The sequence below is a fragment of the Comamonas thiooxydans genome (genome assembly GCF_000964545.1).
Classification (GTDB): Bacteria; Pseudomonadota; Gammaproteobacteria; order Burkholderiales; family Burkholderiaceae_C; genus Comamonas; species Comamonas thiooxydans.
Window position 1 is genome coordinate 25,886 of the sequence record NZ_BBVD01000013.1, and the last position, 18,572, is coordinate 44,457.

Genomic DNA, 18,572 nt, shown 5'->3' on the forward strand with positions numbered 1-18,572 from the left:
CAAGAAACTGAGTTCATCGTGTTGGCCGCATTCCCGTATGGGGGTGCGGCCTTTTTTTTCGTACTGCGGGTTTTCACGGCTGTCGCAAGGGTGTCGGATCGGCCTGTTTCAAAAGGCTGAAAGCAATCTAGTCTATTCCGCTGAACTACATGCTGATTCTTGTATGAGTGCTATTAAATTTGGGTAGTGAAGCGGCAAATCGTTAGTCTCAATGGACGATGTTTGCAAAGGCTCTCCTCTTCAGAATCCTCTGCATCACTAAAGGATTTGGGTTGGAGGCCCCGACATCATGATGGAAATACGTGGACTAGCGTACGTTGTTGCCGAGAGCTCTGATTTGGATCGCTGGGTCAACTACGCACGTGACGTGCTTGGCATGATGCCGAGCACCACTGCCGATGGCGATCTGCTGATCAAGATGGATGAGCGTCAGTTTCGCTTCCAGGTTCAGCCTGGCAGCAATGACAAATACTCCGCATCAGGTTGGGAAGTGGCCAACAAGCAAGCCTTCGAGCAGGCGCTCAAGGTGCTGCAGGCCGCTGATGTGCACTACGAAATGGGCAGCTCCGAACTGTGTGCCAAGCGCCATGTGCAGGAGTTGGCCATCGTGATGGATCCGTCTGGAAACCGTCATGAGATCGTCTGGGGCTTCAAGTCCGACTTCAGCCATTTCGCATCGCCCCAGGGTGTTTCGCGCTTCATCACCGGTGACTATGGTCTGGGCCACACCGTGCTGCCTGCTCCCGACTTTGACAAGACCGTGGCCTTTGTGCGCAATGTGCTGGGCTTTGGCCTCTCGGATATTTACAACTTCAAGCCCGCAGGCGATGCCGGCCCCACGGTCCGAATCCACTTCTTCCACTGCGCCAACGCTCGTCACCACAGCCTGGCTCTGGCCGAATTCCCTTCTCCCTCGGGTTGCGTGCACGTGATGGTGGAGGTGGACAACATGCCCGAAGTGGGCCGTGCCATGGACCGCATGCAAAAGAGCCAGGTCAAGCTCTCGGCCACTCTGGGTCAGCACACCAACGACAAGATGATCTCGTTCTACATGAAGACGCCTTCCAACTTCGACCTGGAGTTCGGCTATGGCGGCGCCATCATCGACTGGGAACATCACATCACGCACGAGTTCACGACCGTAAGCCTCTGGGGGCACGACTTCAGCGTGGGCCGCCCTGAAAACAACTGATAGGAGGCTTGGAGACATGGCCAATAAATTGATGACAGCGAAGGACGTGGTGGCATCCATCAAGGACGGCATGACGATCGGAATTGGTGGCTGGGGGCCCCGGCGCAAGCCCATGGCCCTGGTGCGCGAGCTGCTGCGCAGCCCCGTCAAGGATCTGACCGTGGTGGCCTATGGCGGTGCCGATGTGGGCATGCTGTGTGCGGCAGGCAAGGTCAAGAAGTTGATCTTCGCCTTCGTGTCGCTGGACTTCATCCCGCTGGAGCCGTACTTTCGCAAGGCCCGCCAGAGTGGTGAGATCGAGGTCATGGAAATTGACGAAGGTCATATGGTGCTGGGCCTGAAGGCTGCCGGCATGCGTATTCCCTACATTCCCACCCGAGTCGGTCTGGGCACCGATGTGCTCAAGCACAACAGCTCCATTCGCCTTATCGAATCGCCCTACGACGGCAAGGAGTGGGTGGCGATGCCCGCCATCAATCTGGATGTGGCCCTGCTGCACGTGGATCGCGCGGACTCTCGCGGTGTCTGCCAGATTGCCGGGCCCGATATCTATATGGACGACCTGTTTGCGCGAGCCGCAACCAATACGTTTGTGAGCTGCGATGAACTGGTCGAGTCCAGCAGCTTCGATTCGGAGCAAGCCGCGCGCCTGGTGTTCTGGGAGCGCTCTGAAACCACGGGTGTCGTGCATCTGCCCGGCGGTGCTCACCCATCGTCTTGTGCTCCTCTGTATGGCTTTGATGTCAAGCACTTCAAGGAATACGCGGCCAGCAGCAAGGAAGAGGGCGGCTGGAGCAGCTACCAGCAGAAATACGTGCAGTGCACGGAGCAGGAATATCTGGAAAAAGTGGGTGGCATGGAAGCAATCAAGCGCCTGCCCTTGCCCGTGTTCTGAGGAGGCACAGAGATGAGTGAAATTGCATTGGTAGATCGCGTCATCTGCGCCGCGGCACGTGCCTGGGAAAACGACGGCGAGGTGTTGGCCACCGGCATTGGCCTGGTGCCACGTCTGGCGGCTTCGCTGTGCATGCGTTCCATCAACACCGATCTGATGATGACGGACTCCGAAGCCTGGGTGGTCAATGAGCCCGTGCCCGTAGGTCCACGAGGTGAATACAAGATCAAGCGTGAAAGCTGGATGGGTTTTTCGCGCATCTTCGACAACGTCTGGGGAGGCAAGCGCCACGCCATGGTGGGCCCCGTGCAGGTGGACCGCTTCGGTCAGGGCAATATCTCCATGGTGGGCAGCGACTACGCTCGTCCCAAGTCCATGATGCTGGGGGTGCGCGGCTTCCCCGGCAATTCGATCAACCACGCGAATTCCTTCTTTGTGCCCAACCACAGCACCAAGGTGTTTGTCCCGGGTGAGGTCGATGCCGTGGGCAGCGTGGGCTACAACCCTGCGCGCCTGGCCAAGGGCTGGACGCTGGAGGAGACCACCGACATTCGCTTCATCTTCACCAATCTGTGTGTGATGGACTTTGGCGGACCCAGTCATCAAGTGCGCCTGGTGTCGCTGCATCCCGGCGTGACGGCGGTGCAGGTCAAGGAGGCCACGGGCTTTCCGATCCATGTTCCCGAGAACGTGGGAGTGACACCTGATCCTACGCCCGAGCAACTGGCCTTGCTGGCTCAGCTCGATCCGCACAATCTGCGCGCTACGGCCATGGGAGTCTGATATGGATGATGCATCCAGCGAATTTGTGACACGCGAGGACAAAGCCGTCTATGAAACGGACGAGCCCGTTCTCTACAGCGTGGACAACGGCATTGCCACGGTCACCATGAATCGGCCCACGTTCAACAACGTGCAGAACTCGCAGATGACCTATGCGCTGGATGCTGCATTCCGCAAGGCGACCGATGACGATAGCGTCAAGGTCATCGTGCTGCGCGGCGAAGGCAAGCACTTCAGTGCGGGTCACGATATCGGCACGCCCGGCCGAGACATCAACAAGTCCTTTGACCGTGCACACCTGTGGTGGGACCACACCAACAAGCCCGGCGGCGAGCAGCTGTTTGCCCGCGAGCAGGAGGTCTACCTGGGCATGTGCCGACGCTGGCGCGAGATCCCCAAACCCATGATTGCCATGGTGCAGGGGGCATGCGTGGCGGGCGGTCTGATGCTGGCCTGGGTCTGCGACCTGATCGTGGCCAGCGACGATGCGTTTTTCCAGGATCCCGTGGTGCGCATGGGCATTCCCGGTGTGGAGTACTTCGCCCACGCTCACGAACTGCATCCGCGTATTGCCAAGGAGTTCCTGCTGCTGGGCGAGCGCATGCCGGCAGAGCGCGCCTATCAGATGGGCATGGTCAACCGCGTGGTTCCGCGTGCCGAGCTCGAGGACCAGGTCTATGCCATGGCCCAGCGCATGGCGGCACAGCCGCGTCTGGGCCTGGCACTGACCAAGATGGTCGTCAACAAGGCTGAAGAGCTGCAGGGGCTGCGTTCCACCATGGACATGGCTTTTGGCTACCACCACTTTGCTCACGCGCACAGTCAGGCGATGGGCATGGGGCAACTGGGCGGCCAGGATGCCAGGTCCATGGCAAAGGCCAATAAAGAAGAGTCAAAGGCATGAGCAATATGAACGATATGGGCAGTCTGCGCACTCCTATCTGCGACCTGCTGGGGTGCCGCTACCCCGTCATCCAGACGGCCATGGGCTATGTGGCGGGCGCTGATCTGGTGATAGGTACTACCAACGCCGGCGGCTTCGGCTTTCTGGCCGGCGCCACCATTCCCGCTGACAGGATCGAAGCCGAAATTCTGCGTGTCAAGCGCGAGACCGACGACCAACCTTTCGGGCTGAACTTTCACATGTTTCAGCCCAATGCCCAGCAACTGCTGGATCTGGCCGTGAAGTACCGTCTGCGTGCGGTGAGCTACGGCCGTGGTCCGGACAAGAAGGTGATAGGCCGTCTGCGCGATGCCGGCATCGTCTGCATGCCCACAGTGGGAGCCCTGAAGCATGCTCAGAAGGCGATCGAGATGGGCGCCAATGCCATCACTGTGCAGGGCGGTGAAGGGGGAGGCCATACAGGCAGCGTTCCCACCACGGTGCTGCTGCCTCAGGTAGTGGATGCGGTCGAGGTGCCCGTGATTGCCGCAGGCGGCTTTTATGACGGCCGTGGCCTGCTGGCTGCTCTGGCCTATGGCGCATCGGGTATTGCCATGGGCACGCGGTTTCTGATGACCAGTGATTCCAAGGTGCCCGCCGCCACGCTTCAGCGCTATCTGGCTGCAAGGGATGCGGAAAAGATCTCCATCTCGCATCTGGTCGATGGCATGCCCCAGCGCATGATTCCCAACGAATACCTGGCCATGCTCGAAAAAGCCAGCCCCATGAAGCGCTTGCGCATCGCCCTGGGTCTGGCATTGCAGTGGAAGGCGGAGACCGGCATGACCACGGGCCAGGCCTTGAGCATCTTCATGAAGGCCATGCGCGAAGACTCGTCTTCCGTCGCACAGACCGTGATGGCTGCCAACGCCCCCATGTTGCTGCAGCGCTCCATGGTCGATGGCAATCCCGCAGAGGGCGTGATGTCTGCCGGCCAGGTGGCCGCGCTGATTGGCCGTCTCGACAGCTGCGAGGAAGTGATAGGCGGCATTGTCCGCCAGGCCATGGACCGTCGCAACGCATTGAACTCATTGACTCCCGCATAACAACAAGCCAACGAGACCGGATATGTCCACTCAACAATTTCACTCCAATATTCATGACAACGGCGTGGCGGAGCTGGTGATAGACCGTGCTCCCGTGAATGCCTTGAATGCAGCCGGCTGGAATGGCCTGGCCCGGGAAATCCAGGCGCTGGGCGACAGGCCCGAGGTGCGCGTGATCGTCATCCGTGCCGAAAACCGTGGTTTCTGCGCGGGTGTGGACATCAAGGAGCTGGCGACCAACGACAAGCTCATCATCGACGTGAACGCAGGCAACTACGCCACGTTCAAGGCCGTGCACCTGAACAAGGTACCCGTCATCACCGCCGTGCACGGCTTTGTGCTGGGCGGCGGCATCGGTATCTGCGGGGCATCGGACATCGTGATCGCCGCGGAAGACGCCACTTTCGGCCTGCCTGAAGTGGACCGCGGAGCCATGGGTGGTGCCGCCCATCTGCAGCGCATGTTCGGCGTGCAGAAGACTCGCTATCTGTTCTTTACGGGCGAGATGATCGCTGCGGCAGAAGCCCTGCGCCTGGGTGCCATCGAGCGTGTTGTTCCCCGTGAGCAGCTGCGCGACGTCGCCATGGAGATCGCCAACAAGATTGCCGCCAAGAGCCCCGCCATGATCCGCATCGCCAAGGAGGCGCTGACCGGCATCGAAGACGGCAATCTCGAAGACAAATACCGCTGGGAGCAGGGATTCACCCTGCAAGCCTATATGAGTCCAGATTCCGCCGAGACGCGCAGCGCCTTTGTGGAAAAGCGCGACGCCAAATTCTGAGCATCACTAGCGCGAAGAGGAGACAACCATGGATTTGACATACACCCCAGCGCAGAAGACCTTCCGTGCCCAGGTACGTGAATGGCTCAAGAACAATGTGCCCAAGGAACGACTGCAGAGCTATGACACTCGAGAGGGTTTCGAGCAGCACCGCCAGTGGGAAGCCAAGCTGGCCAGCGCCGGCTACAGCGCCGTGACCTGGCCCAAGGACCTGGGCGGCAGCGGCTGCGACCTGACCGAATGGCTGATCTTTGAAGAAGAGTACTGGGCAGCCGATGCGCCATCCCGCGTGAACCAGAACGGCATTCTGCTGCTGGGCTCCACGCTGATGGAATTCGGCACGCCCGAGCAGAAAGCCCGCTTTCTGCCCCGTATGGCCCGCTGCGACGATATGTGGGCCCAGGGTTGGTCCGAGCCCAACGCCGGCTCGGACATGGCAGCCATCAGCAGCCGCGCCACACGCATGGGTGACAAATTCATTCTGAACGGTCAGAAAATCTGGTCTACCCGTGCGATCTTTGCCGACTGGGTGTTCGGCCTGTTCCGCAGTGATCCGACATCAAGCCGCCATCATGGTCTGAGCTACATACTGGTGCCCTTGAATACGCCCGGCATCACCGTGCGTCCCATTCGTGCCATCAATGGCCGTGAGCACTTTGCCGAAATCTTCTTCGACGATGTCGAAGTACCCGTGGAGAACCTGCTGGGTGCAGAAGGCAAAGGCTGGCATGTGGCGATGGCGACGGCCGGCTTTGAGCGCGGCCTGCTGCTGCGCTCTCCCGCCCGCTATCAGCGCAGTGCGCAGAAGCTGGTGGACCTGTATCTGCGCAATCAGGTCGAGGCCGACCGCGATCACTCCATTCGCGATGCCGTGCTGCGTGCCTGGCAGGGGGCGGAGGCATACACGCTGTCTTCCTATCACACGGTGGGCCGCCTGAACAAGGGCGCACAGATTGGCGCCGAAGCCAGCACCAACAAGATTGTCTGGTCCGAGCTGGACATCATGATTCACGAAACCGCGATGCGCATTCTAGGCGCGCGTGCCGAGCTCATCGATGACGTCGAGGCCAACGAATGGCTGGAAGGTTTCCTGTTCTCGCAGGCAGGTCCCATCTACGCGGGCAGTAACGAGATCCAGCGCAACATCATCGCTCAGCGCATGCTGGGTCTGCCCAAATCCTGATCGGCAGGGAGACAACCATGGACTTCACCTTTACCGAAGATCAAATCGCATTCCGTGACTCGATCAGCCGCTTTCTGATGACCGAAGCAGCCCCCGAGCTGCTGCGCGACATCTGGGAAACTCCGACCGGTCGCAGCCCCGAGTTGTGGGCCAAGATTGCAGAACAAGGCCTGATGGGCCTGTCCGCTCCCGAAGCCGATGGCGGCATGGGCATGGCCGATGTGGACTGGGCACTGCTGCTGCAGGAAGTGGGCTATTACGCTCTGCCCGATTCCCTGAGCGACACCGCCTATGTGGCCGTGGGCATGCTGTGTGCATTGCCGCAAGGACATGAGAGCCGTGTCTGGCTGTCCAGGATTGCCGAAGGCAGCTGCCGCGTGGCCGTGGGCCATCCCGTCAACCTCAATGTGGCGGACGCGGCATTGGCCGATGTGCTGTTGCTGCCCCATGCCACGGCCACCGGCCTGGAGCTGCACCTGGTCAGGCCTGCACAGTGCGAGATCACGGCGCTGAGCAGTATCGACTCTTCGCGCCGTCTGTCACGGGTACGCTGGACGGCATCCGATGCCACCCGTTTGCTCGACGGCACTCAGGGTCAGAAGGTCTGGGACACTGCCGGCGAGCGCGGTGCAATCGCCGCAGCTGCCCAGATGCTGGGCCAGGCTCAGCGCATGCTGGATCTCTCGGTGGACTATGTGGCGCAGCGCAAGCAGTTCGACAAGGTCATCGGCAGCTTTCAGGCCGTGCAGCACCACCTGTCGGACATCGTCACCAAGATCGAGTTTGCCAAACCTGTGCTCTACCGTGCCTTCTATGCGCTGCAGCACGGTGAACCCGATCTGGCCGTGCGTATCTCGCACGCCAAGCTCCAGTGCAGTGAAGCGAGCTGGTTTGCGGCACGCAACAGTCTGCAGGTGCATGGCGCCATGGGCTACACCTGGGAAGTCGATCTGCAGATGTTCATGAAGCGAGCCTGGGTGCTGGACGCTGCCTGGGGCGACAAGGCATACCACGCGGCCCGCCTGACTCAGGGCCTGCTGCGCAGTCCCAATGCCCCGGTGGGCCCCGGATCGACTTTTGATCGAGAAATCGATTCATGTGCCTCCTGCTCTGCGCAAGATGCTATTAAGAACGTTGCGGAAGAGGTGGCTGCATGAGCGCCCAGGCTTATATCGTTGATGCGCTGCGCTCTCCTACCGGAAAGCGCAAGGGCTCTCTTGCCACTGTGCACGGTGCCGATCTCGGCGCCCATGTGATCAAAGCGCTGGTCGAGCGCAACGACATTCCCGCAGCCGATTATGACGACGTGATCTTTGGCTGCGTGGACACCATAGGTTCTCTGGCTGGCGACATTGCCCGGACGTCCTGGCTGGCAGCCGGCATGCCCTTGAACGTGCCCGGCACCACGATTGATCGCCAGTGCGGCTCGTCCCAGCAAGCCATTCATTTTGCGGCCCAGGCCGTGATGAGTGGCACGCAGGACGTGGTGCTGGCCGGTGGCGTGCAGACCATGACCGCCATTCCCATTTCCTCGGCCATGCTCGCCGGTCAGCCCCTGGGCTTTACTACGCCGTTTGCCGAGAGCAAAGGCTGGCAGGCGCGTTTCGGTAACGCACCCGTCAATCAGTTCTACGCCGCCCAGCGTATTGCCGACCACTGGGGCGTGAGTCGTGCCGACATGGAAGTATTTGCCAAGGAAAGCCACGACCGCGCTTTGAATGCGATTGCCGAGGGCCGCTTCGACCGTGAAATCGTCCCCTTTGGCGCTTTCAGGATGGATGAGACGGCTCGCCTCTCGACTCTGGAGAAGATGGCTACGCTGGAGCCGGTGGACCCCGACTATCCCTCCATCACTGCAGCCGTCTCCAGCTCCACCTGCGATGCGGCGGCTGCCGTGCTGGTGGTGTCCGAAGCAGCGCTCAAGCGCTACAACCTCAAGCCACGCGCCCGCATTCACCATATGAGCGTGCGCGCCGATGACCCCATCTGGCACCTGACCGCGCCGATTCCAGCCACGGAATATGCGCTCAAGAAGGCGGGCATGACCATGTCCGACATCGACCTGGTCGAGATCAACGAGGCCTTTGCTTCCGTGGTCATGGCGTGGCTCAAGGAGACTGGCTACGACCATGCCAGGACCAACGTCAACGGTGGTGCGATTGCGCTCGGCCATCCACTGGGAGCCTCAGGCGCCAAGCTCATGACCACGCTGCTGCACGAGCTGGAGCGCACCGGCGGGCGCTACGGCTTGCAGACCATGTGCGAAGGTGGAGGACAGGCCAATGTGACCATCATCGAGAGACTCTGACGGCAGACATGCAGGCACCCCTGGGTGCCTGTATTGCGTTGGAGATCCGGTGTTGGCAGCTTAGCAAGTCATCCACAAAAATATCAACGGAGACAAAGACATGCAGGACAAAGCGACGGATTCAGATCGCAGAGCATTCCTGGCAGGAGCAACTGCCACAGCGGCAGCGCTGGGTCTGCCAGCAGCGCAAGCTCAAGTCGGCACCAGGACCGTTGCGCAGGCCGATGCCATCACCATGGCAGCGCAGATGCGCAAAGGCGATGTCACGCCGCTGGAGGCTCTTGATGCCGCCATTGCGCGCGTTGAAGCCTTGCCCAAGCTCAATGCCGTGGTCATCAAAGACTACGAACTGGCCCGCGAGCATGCCAAGAAGCTCTCGACCATGGGCCGCGATGCACGCAAACAGGCGACTGACAAAGCTCCGCTGTGGGGTCTGCCGTTTGTGCTCAAGGACCTGGGTCTGAGCATGGCAGGAACCGTGACCAGCAATGGTTGCCGCTTCTTCAAGGATGCTGTCGCTTCGCAGGACTCCACGCTGGTGATGCGCTACAAGGCTGCGGGTCTCAACATCTTTGGCAAGACGGCATCTCCCGAGTTCGGCATGACGACTACCACGGAGTCAAAGCTTTACGGCGCCACGCCCAACCCCTGGAACACCGGGCATACCACGGGCGGTTCTTCCGGTGGGACTGCAGCTGTGGTGGCGGCCGGCATTCTGCCCGTGGGTCATGCCAGCGATGGTGGCGGCTCCATCCGCATACCGGCCGCACATTGCGGCCTGTTCGGACTCAAGCCCAGTCGTGGACGTGTGCCTGCAGGGCCAGGAGCGCTGGATGGCGCAACAGGTTTGTCGGTGAACCACGTCATCAGCCGCAGCGTGCGCGACACTGCCTTGCTGCTGGACTTGAGTGCTGGGCCCGAGTTCGGCTCGCGAGTGCGACCTCCCTCTGATGTTTCTCGGGGCTACCTTGAAGCGATGCACCAGCCCGAGCGCAAGCTGCGTATTGCCGTCTGGCGCAAGAACTACTTCGGGATTCCCGTGCATGCCGAATGCCTGGAGGCTGTGGACAAAGCGGCCAAGGCCTGCGAGGCCCTGGGGCATTTTGTTGAAGAGGCCATGCCGGAGCTGCCGGTGAACGAAATTTTTGGCGGTATGGGTGCAGGCATGTCGGCAGGTCTGCTCAGCGCCATTGAATACCGTGAGAAGCAGCTGGGCCGCGCTGTGCGCGAAGACGAGATGGAGCCGCTGAACTGGGCTGCGTTGCAGGCCGCGAAGAAGGCCTCGGCGCTGGATCTGTACCGTGGCCGCGCAGGCTTCGACAAGGCGGGGCAATTGATCGATGCATTCCTGTCCAGGTACGACCTGATTCTGACGCCCACCACTGTGGTGCCTGCACAGAAACTGGGCGCGCTGCGACTCGATCAGCCTTATGAAAGCTATGCCGCCGAGGCCATGAATTCCTCCGCGTTTACCTCGCTGTTCAACATCAGCGGTCATCCGGCCATGTCCGTGCCGCTGCACTGGACGGCAGAACACCTCCCTGTGGGGTCCCACTTTGTCGCACCGTTTGGTGGCGAAGGCCGCTTGCTGCGTCTGGCGGCGCAGCTGGAGCAAGCCTTGCCATGGGCGCATCGCGTGCCGGACCTGTCTGCACTCAAGGCTTGAATGTCCAGCAACAAGAAGGAGGAGAGCATGGAATCAGTGAATCAAGGTGTGGATCGTCGTGGCTTTATTCAGGGCGCAGGTGCCGTGGCCGCAGCAACAGCCATGCCGGCAATGGCTGCACAGAAGAAAAATGAGGTGACGGCGGTGGATGGCTACGCCTGGGCAGAACAGATCCGCCGGGGTGATATCACGCCGCTGGAAGCGCTGGAAGCGGCGATTGCACGTACGGAGGCCTTGCCCAAGCTCAATGCAGTGGTCATCAAGGACTACGATCTGGCACGTGATCAGGCCAGGCAGATGTCGGCTCTGGGCAGCGCTGCACGTGCCGAAGCCACAGCCAGGGCGCCCATGTGGGGCGTGCCCTTTCTGCTCAAGGATCTGAACCAGTATCTGAAGGGAACGGTCACAACCAACGGCTGCCGCTTTTTCAAGGGGGCCGTGGCAGAGTACGACAGCACCCTGGTGGCACGCTACAAGGCGGCCGGTCTCAATATCTTTGGCAAGACCGCATCGCCCGAGTTCGGCCAGACGCCCACGACCGAGTCCTTGCTCTACGGCAAGTCGCCCAATCCATGGAATGCTGCCCACACGACGGGCGGCTCCTCGGGTGGTGCGGCATCGGTGGTTGCCGCAGGCATTGTGCCCGTGGCCCATGCCAGCGATGGAGGCGGCTCCATTCGCATTCCCGCTTCGCACTGCGGCCTGTTTGGCCTCAAGCCCAGCCGCGGCCGTCTGCCCGCCGGTCCGGCCAATATGGAAGGCTGGATGGGCTTGTCCATGAACCATGTCATCAGTCGCAGCGTGCGCGACAGCGCTCACCTGCTCGATCTGACGCAGGGGCGCGAGCCGGGCTCGCGCACCGTGCCGCCGCGCGACGTGGAGGGTAGCTATCTGGACGCCCTCAAGCAGGCACCCAGGAAGCTCAGGATCGCAGTCTGGTCCAGGAACTACTTTGGCATTCCCGTGCATGCGGACTGTCAGGCTGCGGTGGACAAGGCCATCAAGGCCTGCCTGGCGCTGGGACATGAAATCGTGGAGGACATGCCGGAGTTGCCTGTGGCTGAGGTGTTCTCGGGCCTGGGCGTGGTGACATCCGTGGGCATGATGGCCAGCATTCGCGCCCGCGAAAAGCTGCTGGGTCGCGCCGTGCGCCAGGATGAGGTAGAGCAGATGGACTGGCTGTATCTGGAAAAGGCCAAGTCCTATACCGCCGAGCAGATGCTGATGGCGCGTACCAACTTCGATACGGCCGGCCAGATTCTGGACCGATTCTTTCTGAAGTACGACTTGATTCTGACCCCGGTGATGGCTGTGCCGCCACCGCTGTTGGGCGTGCTGACGCTGGACCAGCCTTATGACTCATTCGCGCGCGAAGCCGTCAAGGCTTCGCCCTATACCGCGCTTTTCAATATGACAGGCCAGCCTGCCATGTCCGTGCCCATGCACTGGACCAGGGACAACTTGCCTGTGGGCGCGCACTTCGCTGCGCCGTTCGGCCGCGAAGGGCGTTTGTTGGCGCTGGCCGCGCAGCTGGAGCAAGCCGTTCCCTGGGCACATCGTCAGCCTGATCTGTCGGTTTTCAAAGCGTAATTTCAAAAAGGCAGACGGCCATGAGGTTGTCTGCATTGCAAGCAAAAGGGGAAAGAAATGGGTATTTGCAACCAGAGAACCGTCGTCATCACCGGTGCAGGCGGTGGCCTGGGCCGCGCTTATGCGCTGGCCTTCGCACAAGAAGGTGCAAATGTGGTGATCAACGACATCCGTTCCGAAGCCGCCCAGGCCGTGGCCGAGGAAGTCAAGGCCGCTGGTGGCAAGGCGCTGGCCAACACCGGTGACATCACCACTGTGGCCGGGGCGCAATCGATTCTCGATGCGGCACTGGCCGCCTTTGGCGATGTGCAGGTCATCGTCAACAACGCGGGAGTGCTGCGCGACCGCATGTTCCTGAGCCTGTCCGAAGAGGACTGGGATATGGTCATGCGCGTGCATCTGCGCGGACATTTCTGCATGGCCAAGGTGTTTGGCGGCTACTGGCGCGATCAGAAGAAGGCCGGCAAGGACGTGGATGCACGCATCATCAACACCAGCTCGGGCGCGGGCCTGCAAGGCTCCATAGGCCAGAGCAACTATGCCGCAGCCAAGGCCGGCATCGCCGGTCTGACACTGGTGCAGGCCGCGGAGCTGGCGCGCTACGGCATCACCGCCAACTGTCTGGCACCTGCTGCGCGCACCTCCATGACCGAAGGCGCCATGCCCGATATGGTCAAGAAGCCCGAATCAGGTTTCGACGTCTGGGACCCCATGAACGTGGCCTCCATCGTCGTCTGGCTGGGCAGCGCGCAGTCCAGGCATGTGACGGGCCGCTGCTTTGAGGCCAAGGGCGGCGAGCTGTCCGTGGCCGACGGCTGGTTCACCGGCAAGATCAATGACAAGCAGGCGCGCTGGGAGCCTGCCGAGCTGTCAGGTGTGGTCGATCAGCTGATCGCCGAGGGCAAGGCCCCTCAGAAGGTCTACGGGACCTAAGCAGAAGAATCAGCCGGGGCATGGGCCCGGCCTTCCCATTCGATGAAGAACTCAGGACGCGAGCCATCATGGATTTAAGTCTGAACGAAGAACAAAAAATGATCGCCGAGAGCGCCGCGGTGTTTCTGCAGGAAAAATGCAGCACGGCGCAGGTGCGCAAGGTTTCTGAAACCGAGGGCGGGCTGGACCGTGCCCTGTGGCAGGAAGTGCTGGACATGGGCTGGTGCAGCGTGGCCCTGCCCGAAGCCGCAGGTGGCATGGGTCTGGGCTGGCGCGAGCTGGTTCTGCTTCAGGAGCAGATGGGTTATCACCTGGCCTGTGTGCCGTTTTTTGACGCTGTCGTCGCAGTGACGCCGTTGTGGCAAGCGTTGAGCCAGACCGGGCAGGGCCTGGGTGTGGTGGAGCGCCTGGCGGCCTCGGGCCAGATCTGCGTGCTGGGCATGACGGTGCGTGGCGAACTGACCGCGGCCGCGACCGTGAAGCTCGAAGGCGATGCGCTGGTGCTCAATGGCCAGTGGAGTCAGGTGGGATCAGGAGCACATGCCGATGTGTTCCTGCTGCCCGCCACCCTGCCTTGCGGCTCGCTGGGCCTGCTGGAGGTGCACGCCAAGGAAGAAGGTTTGAGCGTGCAGGCGCTGACTACGGTGGACGCCACACGCAGCAGTGCCGATGTCATGGCCGTTAATGTGAGATTGACTGGTGCTGCCGTGCTGATGCATGGCGAGGCGCTCAGGAGCCTGTGGGCGCAGACCCGCAATCTGGCGGCCATCGGTTTGGCGGCTGAACAAGTCGGTGTGGCCGAGCGCGCGCTGAATCTGGCCGTGGAATACACCAAGGAGCGTCAGCAGTTCGGCAAGGCCGTGGGCAGTTTTCAGGGCGTCAAGCACCGGGCAGCGCAGATGCTGGTGAAGGTGGAGACCGCTCGTTCTGCCGTCTATGCAGCAGCTTTCATAGCTGATAGCGCCGATGTCACAAGCGATCTGAGCTACTTCGCGGCCCAAGCTCGCACAGATGCAACGGAGGCTGCTCTCTTTTCCACTCGCGAAAGCATTCAGTTGCACGGCGGAGTGGGATTCACCTGGGAGTTTGATCCGCATCTGTTCTTCCGCCGCGCGCAGGCATCCAGCCAGCGCATGGGCACGGTGGAGCAGTGGCGCGAGCTGGTGGCTGCGCGTTTGTTGGACGAGAGCGTGACGGAGGCAGCATGAAGATGCAGGAGTCGGAAATCAATGAAGCCTTTCGCGCTGAAGTGCGTGAATGGATGGCGCAACATCTGACAGGGCGGTTCGCCCCGCTCAAGCATGCCAGCGGTCTGGGGGCCGAAGGTTATGACGCGCAACTGGCCAAAGAATGGGAGCAGGAGCTGGCCAAGGGCGGCTGGACAGGCCTGGGCTGGGAGACCCGGTACGGCGGCCGCAACGTCCCGCTGGCCCAGCAAGTCATCTTCCACGAGGAGTATGTGCGCTGCGGCGGTCCCGGCCGCATCGGTCATATCGGCGAGACCCTGCTGGCCCCCACGCTGATGGCTTTTGGCACGCCAGAGCAGAAACAGCGTTTTCTGCCCGGCATTCTGGCCGGTACCGACTATTGGGCTCAGGGCTACTCCGAGCCCGGTGCGGGCTCCGACCTGGCTGGCATTCGTACCAAAGCCCATCGTGATGCGGTCACGGGCGAGTGGGTGATCAACGGTCAGAAGGTCTGGACTTCCTGGGCTCATGAGTCCGAATGGGTGTTTGTGCTGGCTCGCACCGACGAGGTCGGAGCGAGCACTGCCAGCCCCCGCCATGCGGGCATGGTGCTGCTGCTGGTGCCCATCAAGCAGGCCGGCGTGGAGGTGCGTCCGATTCGCCAGATCACCGGCACTTCGGAGTTCAACGAAGTTTTCTTTGACGGCGCACGCACCGAAGGCACGCTGCATCTGGGCCCCGTGGGCGATGGCTGGAAGGTCGCCATGTATCTGCTGGGCTGCGAGCGCGGTGCTTCCACTCTGGGCCAGCAGGCACATTTCCGCTATGAGCTGGACCTGATCATCGACCTGGCCAGGCGCAATGGCGCTGCCCGCGACCCGCTGATCCGTCAGCGCCTGGCCAAGGCCGATATGGGCCTGCAGACTCTGCGCGCCCATGCGCTGCGCTCCAGCGATGAGAGCACGCCCTTCCGTGTGGCTTCCGTATCCAAATACGCATGGTCCAACTGGCACCGTGATCTGGGCGAGCTGGCCATGGATGTGCTGGGCGAGCAGGGCGAACTGGTGCTCAAGGATCCCGCGTTCAGCGCTTTGCAGCAGCTATGGCTGGTCAGCCGTGCCGACACCATCTACGCAGGCACCAACGAGATTCAGATGAACCTCATGGCCGAACGTGCACTGGGCATGCCGCGCTGATCGAGCGCGCCTGCTCCTTTGGTCATTGGAGTAGGTGAATACGCTGAGTGGCTCCAAAGAAGATGCTGTGAACCGCGGGTTCTCCCTGGTGGTTTGCAGCATTTTCTCCTTTGAAATGTCCTCTCAGCGACATTAGGGAATGACCTATCGTCCAAAGTGACGATGCTGCAGCGCAGCGGCGATCGGAAGATCGAGGCAACTACTTTTGAATGACAAATGACTAGCGCTCCCTCTTACGTTGCTCCCCACGGCCTGCTCAAAGACAAAACTGTGCTCGTTACCGCTGCTGCTGGCGCCGGTATCGGCTTTTCAGCTGCAAAACGGGCAGCAGAGGAGGGCTGCAAGGCCTTGTTTATCTCCGACGTGCATGAGCGTCGGCTGGCCGAAGCCGTGGAGCAGATCAAAAAGGATACGGGTTTACACCAGGTCTTTGGCAAGCTCTGCGACGTGAGCAAGGAAGAGCAGGTTCAGGCGCTGATCTCCGAAGCCGACAGCGCCATGGGCGGTATCGATGTGCTGATCAATAACGCGGGTCTGGGCACCAGTTGCAAGGTCGTCGACATGGGCGATGACGAGTGGAGCAAGGTCATCGACATCACGTTGACCGGCACCTTCCGCATGACGCGCGCAGCGCTCAGGCTGATGCAGCCACGCGGCAAGGGGGTGATCGTCAACAACGCGTCGGTGCTGGGCTGGCGCGCTCAGACCGAGCAGGCTCACTACGCGGCCGCCAAGGCGGGCGTGATGGCCCTCACACGCTGTTCGGCGCTGGAAGCGGCCGAATTCGGCATCCGCATCAACGCCGTGGCACCTTCCATCGCCATCCACGCCTTCCTCAAGAAGTCTGCCTCTGAAGAGCTGCTGGCCAAGCTGTCCGAGAAGGAAGCCTTTGGTCGGGGTGCCGAGCCCTGGGAAGTAGCCAATGTGATGATCTTCCTGGCCAGCGACTACTCCTCGTACATGACGGGTGAAGTGGTGTCCGTCAGCTCGCAGAGGGCCTGAGCATGAATGCAGTCGCAGACAAGATGCTGTTTGACTCGGCAGCCTCGGTGCAGGCATCGGTGGGGCGTCAGCTGGGTGAGACCGAATGGGTGCAGATCACGCAGGAGCGCATCAATCAGTTTGCCGATGCCACGGGCGATCACCAATGGATTCATGTGGACCCCGAGCAGGCCAGGAACGGCCCGTTCGGCGCCTGCGTGGCCCATGGATATCTGACGCTGTCTCTGGCCAATCTGTTTTTGCCTCAGCTGGTCAGCTATCAGGGGCTGAAGATGGGCGTCAACTATGGTTGCGAGAAGGTGCGTTTTCCGGCTCCGGTTCTGGTGAACAGCTTCGTGCGTGGCAGCGGCGAGGTGGTGGCGGCGACGCCTATCGGAGAAGACGGCGTACAGGTCACGATCCGAATCACCGTACAGGTCAGGAATCAGGATAAACCCGGCTGTGTGGTTGAAACCATCAGCAGGCTGTTCTTTATCCAGGAAAATTGAGTGTGTGCAAGCGCCTGCTTCGGCGGGCGATTGCATTTTTTGTGAAGAGGGATGAGCTGCCGACAGAGTAGCCGACCTCGATACGGCAGCAAAAGCTGCCCAGGGCGCGACGACAAGAAAGTTAGGAGACAAAGACATGAAAGACGCAGTCATCGTTTCGACGGCACGTACCCCCATAGGCAAGGCTTACCGTGGTGCCTTCAACGACACCGAAGCTCCGGTGCTGGGCGGACACGTCATTCGCGCGGCGCTCAACAAGGCGAACGTGGCTGGTGCGGATGTGGATGATGTCATTTTGGGCATTGCCGCGCAGCAGGGCACGCAGGGCTACAACCTGGGGCGTCTGTGTGGCTATACCGCCGGCCTGCCGGAATCCGTGGGCGGAATGGTGATCGATCGCATGTGCGCATCGGGCCTGATGAGCATTGCCACGGCTGCCAAGGGTGTCATGACCGGCGAGATGAATATCGCTGTGGCCGGCGGCCTGGAGTCCATTTCCCTGGTTCAGAACAAATACAAGAACTCGTACCGCGCCCAATCGAAGGCGGTGCTGGCCGCAGAGCCCACAGCCTACATCCAGATGATAGAGACGGCCGAGCTGGTCAGCCAGCGTTACGGCATCAGTCGTGAAGCCCAGGACGAGTACTCGCTGCGCAGCCAGCAGCGCGTGGCAGCCGCACAGGCCCGTGGTCTGTTCGACGATGAAATCGTGCCGCTGACCGCGGTCAAGCAGCTGTTTGACAAGGAAGGCAATGTCACCGGCAGCGAGGAAGTCACGCTGACCCGCGACGAGGGCAACCGTGCCGACACCACGCTTGAGAGTCTGGCCAAGCTCAAGCCTGTATGGAAGAACGGCCAGTGGGTGGAGCAAGGCCAGTTCATCACGGCCGGCAATGCATCCCAGCTGTCTGACGGTGCCAGCGCCTGTGTGGTGATGAGTGCCGACGAAGCCCGCAGTCGCGGCCTCGCGCCTCTGGGCATCTATCGCGGCGTGGCCGTGGCAGGCTGCCGTGCCGATGAAATGGGGATCGGCCCCGTCTATGCCATCCCCAAGCTGCTCAAGCAGCATGGGCTGACGGTTGGCGACATCGGCCTGTGGGAAATCAACGAGGCATTTGCCTGCCAGGTGATCTACAGCCGCGACAAACTCGGCATTCCCGATGAGCGCCTGAACGTCAACGGCGGCGCGATCTCCATCGGCCACCCCTTCGGCATGTCGGGCGCACGTCTGGTTGGTCACGCCCTGCTGGAGGGGCGTCGCCGCGGCGTGCGTTTTGTGGTGGTGAGCATGTGTATTGGCGGCGGCATGGGCGCTGCCGGCCTGTTTGAGTTGAGCTGATCCGATCTGTCTGCAACCAACCTTCAACCAAGGAGTTGAA

At 61.3% G+C, this 18,572-nt stretch carries 17 protein-coding genes; all 17 read left to right on the plus strand.

Annotated features, from left to right (window positions below; genetic code table 11):
* Positions 1–289: 289 nt before the first annotated feature.
* The 17 genes from Cth01_RS18975 (at position 290) to Cth01_RS19055 (ending at position 18,532) form a co-directional block, all read left to right on the plus strand.
* The gene (locus tag Cth01_RS18975) at positions 290–1,192 is read left to right on the plus strand and encodes a VOC family protein (protein ID WP_034360167.1); all 903 of its coding nucleotides are present in this window, start codon (positions 290–292) and stop codon (positions 1,190–1,192) included.
* A 16-nt stretch (positions 1,193–1,208) separates the two neighbouring features.
* Positions 1,209–2,087, plus strand: coding sequence for a CoA transferase subunit A (locus tag Cth01_RS18980; protein WP_034360169.1), 879 nt, complete (start codon positions 1,209–1,211; stop codon positions 2,085–2,087).
* A 12-nt stretch (positions 2,088–2,099) separates the two neighbouring features.
* Positions 2,100–2,870, plus strand: a complete 771-nt coding sequence (locus tag Cth01_RS18985) for a CoA-transferase subunit beta (protein WP_034360171.1) — start codon at positions 2,100–2,102, stop codon at positions 2,868–2,870.
* 1 nt (position 2,871) lies between these two features.
* Positions 2,872–3,774 (plus strand): enoyl-CoA hydratase, encoded by a 903-nt coding sequence (locus Cth01_RS18990; protein ID WP_034360173.1) that lies wholly within the window; start codon positions 2,872–2,874, stop codon positions 3,772–3,774.
* A complete protein-coding gene (locus Cth01_RS18995; RefSeq protein WP_045840091.1) occupies positions 3,771–4,859 on the plus strand; it encodes an NAD(P)H-dependent flavin oxidoreductase in 1,089 nt (362 codons plus the stop codon). Before Cth01_RS18990 ends, Cth01_RS18995 begins: the two co-directional genes overlap by 4 nt.
* 22 nt (positions 4,860–4,881) lie before the next feature.
* Complete coding sequence (locus Cth01_RS19000) at positions 4,882–5,640, plus strand: enoyl-CoA hydratase family protein (protein WP_034360178.1); 759 nt, start codon at positions 4,882–4,884, stop codon at positions 5,638–5,640.
* Positions 5,641–5,668: 28 nt separating this feature from the next.
* Positions 5,669–6,823 (plus strand): acyl-CoA dehydrogenase family protein, encoded by a 1,155-nt coding sequence (locus tag Cth01_RS19005; protein ID WP_034360180.1) that lies wholly within the window; start codon positions 5,669–5,671, stop codon positions 6,821–6,823.
* Positions 6,824–6,840: 17 nt separating this feature from the next.
* A complete protein-coding gene (locus tag Cth01_RS19010) occupies positions 6,841–7,980 on the plus strand; it encodes an acyl-CoA dehydrogenase family protein (protein WP_034410342.1) in 1,140 nt (379 codons plus the stop codon).
* Entirely contained in the window at positions 7,977–9,131 is a 1,155-nt protein-coding gene (locus tag Cth01_RS19015) for an acetyl-CoA C-acetyltransferase (protein WP_045840092.1), read from the plus strand. Before Cth01_RS19010 ends, Cth01_RS19015 begins: the two co-directional genes overlap by 4 nt.
* A gap of 100 nt (positions 9,132–9,231) precedes the next feature.
* Positions 9,232–10,797, plus strand: coding sequence for an amidase (locus Cth01_RS19020; RefSeq protein WP_045840093.1), 1,566 nt, complete (start codon positions 9,232–9,234; stop codon positions 10,795–10,797).
* A complete protein-coding gene (locus Cth01_RS19025) occupies positions 10,798–12,387 on the plus strand; it encodes an amidase (protein ID WP_080746878.1) in 1,590 nt (529 codons plus the stop codon). It abuts the gene before it with no gap.
* A gap of 57 nt (positions 12,388–12,444) precedes the next feature.
* Complete coding sequence (locus Cth01_RS19030) at positions 12,445–13,320, plus strand: SDR family oxidoreductase (RefSeq protein WP_034396763.1); 876 nt, start codon at positions 12,445–12,447, stop codon at positions 13,318–13,320.
* A 68-nt stretch (positions 13,321–13,388) separates the two neighbouring features.
* The gene (locus Cth01_RS19035) at positions 13,389–14,528 is read left to right on the plus strand and encodes an acyl-CoA dehydrogenase family protein (RefSeq protein ID WP_233425229.1); all 1,140 of its coding nucleotides are present in this window, start codon (positions 13,389–13,391) and stop codon (positions 14,526–14,528) included.
* On the plus strand, positions 14,525–15,703 hold the full coding sequence (locus Cth01_RS19040; RefSeq protein WP_045840095.1) for an acyl-CoA dehydrogenase family protein: 1,179 nt from the start codon (positions 14,525–14,527) through the stop codon (positions 15,701–15,703). Before Cth01_RS19035 ends, Cth01_RS19040 begins: the two co-directional genes overlap by 4 nt.
* Positions 15,704–15,919: 216 nt before the next feature.
* Complete coding sequence (locus tag Cth01_RS19045; RefSeq protein WP_034378317.1) at positions 15,920–16,705, plus strand: SDR family oxidoreductase; 786 nt, start codon at positions 15,920–15,922, stop codon at positions 16,703–16,705.
* A 2-nt stretch (positions 16,706–16,707) separates the two neighbouring features.
* Positions 16,708–17,193: a MaoC family dehydratase gene (locus Cth01_RS19050; protein ID WP_012837483.1), complete on the plus strand. Its 486-nt coding sequence runs from the start codon at positions 16,708–16,710 to the stop codon at positions 17,191–17,193.
* 136 nt (positions 17,194–17,329) lie between these two features.
* Positions 17,330–18,532, plus strand: coding sequence for an acetyl-CoA C-acyltransferase (locus tag Cth01_RS19055; protein ID WP_045840096.1), 1,203 nt, complete (start codon positions 17,330–17,332; stop codon positions 18,530–18,532).
* Positions 18,533–18,572: the final 40 nt, after the last annotated feature.

What these genes read in the sequence shown, in the direction of transcription:
- Cth01_RS18980 (WP_034360169.1), top strand. Translation starts at nt 1,209, where the DNA reads ATGGCCAATAAATTGATGACAGCGAAGGACGTGGTGGCATCCATCAAG.
- Cth01_RS19045 (WP_034378317.1), top strand. Translation starts at nt 15,920, where the DNA reads ATGACTAGCGCTCCCTCTTACGTTGCTCCCCACGGCCTGCTCAAAGAC.
- Cth01_RS19000 (WP_034360178.1), top strand. Translation starts at nt 4,882, where the DNA reads ATGTCCACTCAACAATTTCACTCCAATATTCATGACAACGGCGTGGCG.
- Cth01_RS18990 (WP_034360173.1), top strand. Translation starts at nt 2,872, where the DNA reads ATGGATGATGCATCCAGCGAATTTGTGACACGCGAGGACAAAGCCGTC.
- Cth01_RS19005 (WP_034360180.1), top strand. Translation starts at nt 5,669, where the DNA reads ATGGATTTGACATACACCCCAGCGCAGAAGACCTTCCGTGCCCAGGTA.
- Cth01_RS19015 (WP_045840092.1), top strand. Translation starts at nt 7,977, where the DNA reads ATGAGCGCCCAGGCTTATATCGTTGATGCGCTGCGCTCTCCTACCGGA.
- Cth01_RS19055 (WP_045840096.1), top strand. Translation starts at nt 17,330, where the DNA reads ATGAAAGACGCAGTCATCGTTTCGACGGCACGTACCCCCATAGGCAAG.
- Cth01_RS19050 (WP_012837483.1), top strand. Translation starts at nt 16,708, where the DNA reads ATGAATGCAGTCGCAGACAAGATGCTGTTTGACTCGGCAGCCTCGGTG.
- Cth01_RS19025 (WP_080746878.1), top strand. Translation starts at nt 10,798, where the DNA reads ATGTCCAGCAACAAGAAGGAGGAGAGCATGGAATCAGTGAATCAAGGT.
- Cth01_RS18995 (WP_045840091.1), top strand. Translation starts at nt 3,771, where the DNA reads ATGAGCAATATGAACGATATGGGCAGTCTGCGCACTCCTATCTGCGAC.
- Cth01_RS19035 (WP_233425229.1), top strand. Translation starts at nt 13,389, where the DNA reads ATGGATTTAAGTCTGAACGAAGAACAAAAAATGATCGCCGAGAGCGCC.
- Cth01_RS18985 (WP_034360171.1), top strand. Translation starts at nt 2,100, where the DNA reads ATGAGTGAAATTGCATTGGTAGATCGCGTCATCTGCGCCGCGGCACGT.
- Cth01_RS19040 (WP_045840095.1), top strand. Translation starts at nt 14,525, where the DNA reads ATGAAGATGCAGGAGTCGGAAATCAATGAAGCCTTTCGCGCTGAAGTG.
- Cth01_RS18975 (WP_034360167.1), top strand. Translation starts at nt 290, where the DNA reads ATGATGGAAATACGTGGACTAGCGTACGTTGTTGCCGAGAGCTCTGAT.
- Cth01_RS19030 (WP_034396763.1), top strand. Translation starts at nt 12,445, where the DNA reads ATGGGTATTTGCAACCAGAGAACCGTCGTCATCACCGGTGCAGGCGGT.
- Cth01_RS19020 (WP_045840093.1), top strand. Translation starts at nt 9,232, where the DNA reads ATGCAGGACAAAGCGACGGATTCAGATCGCAGAGCATTCCTGGCAGGA.
- Cth01_RS19010 (WP_034410342.1), top strand. Translation starts at nt 6,841, where the DNA reads ATGGACTTCACCTTTACCGAAGATCAAATCGCATTCCGTGACTCGATC.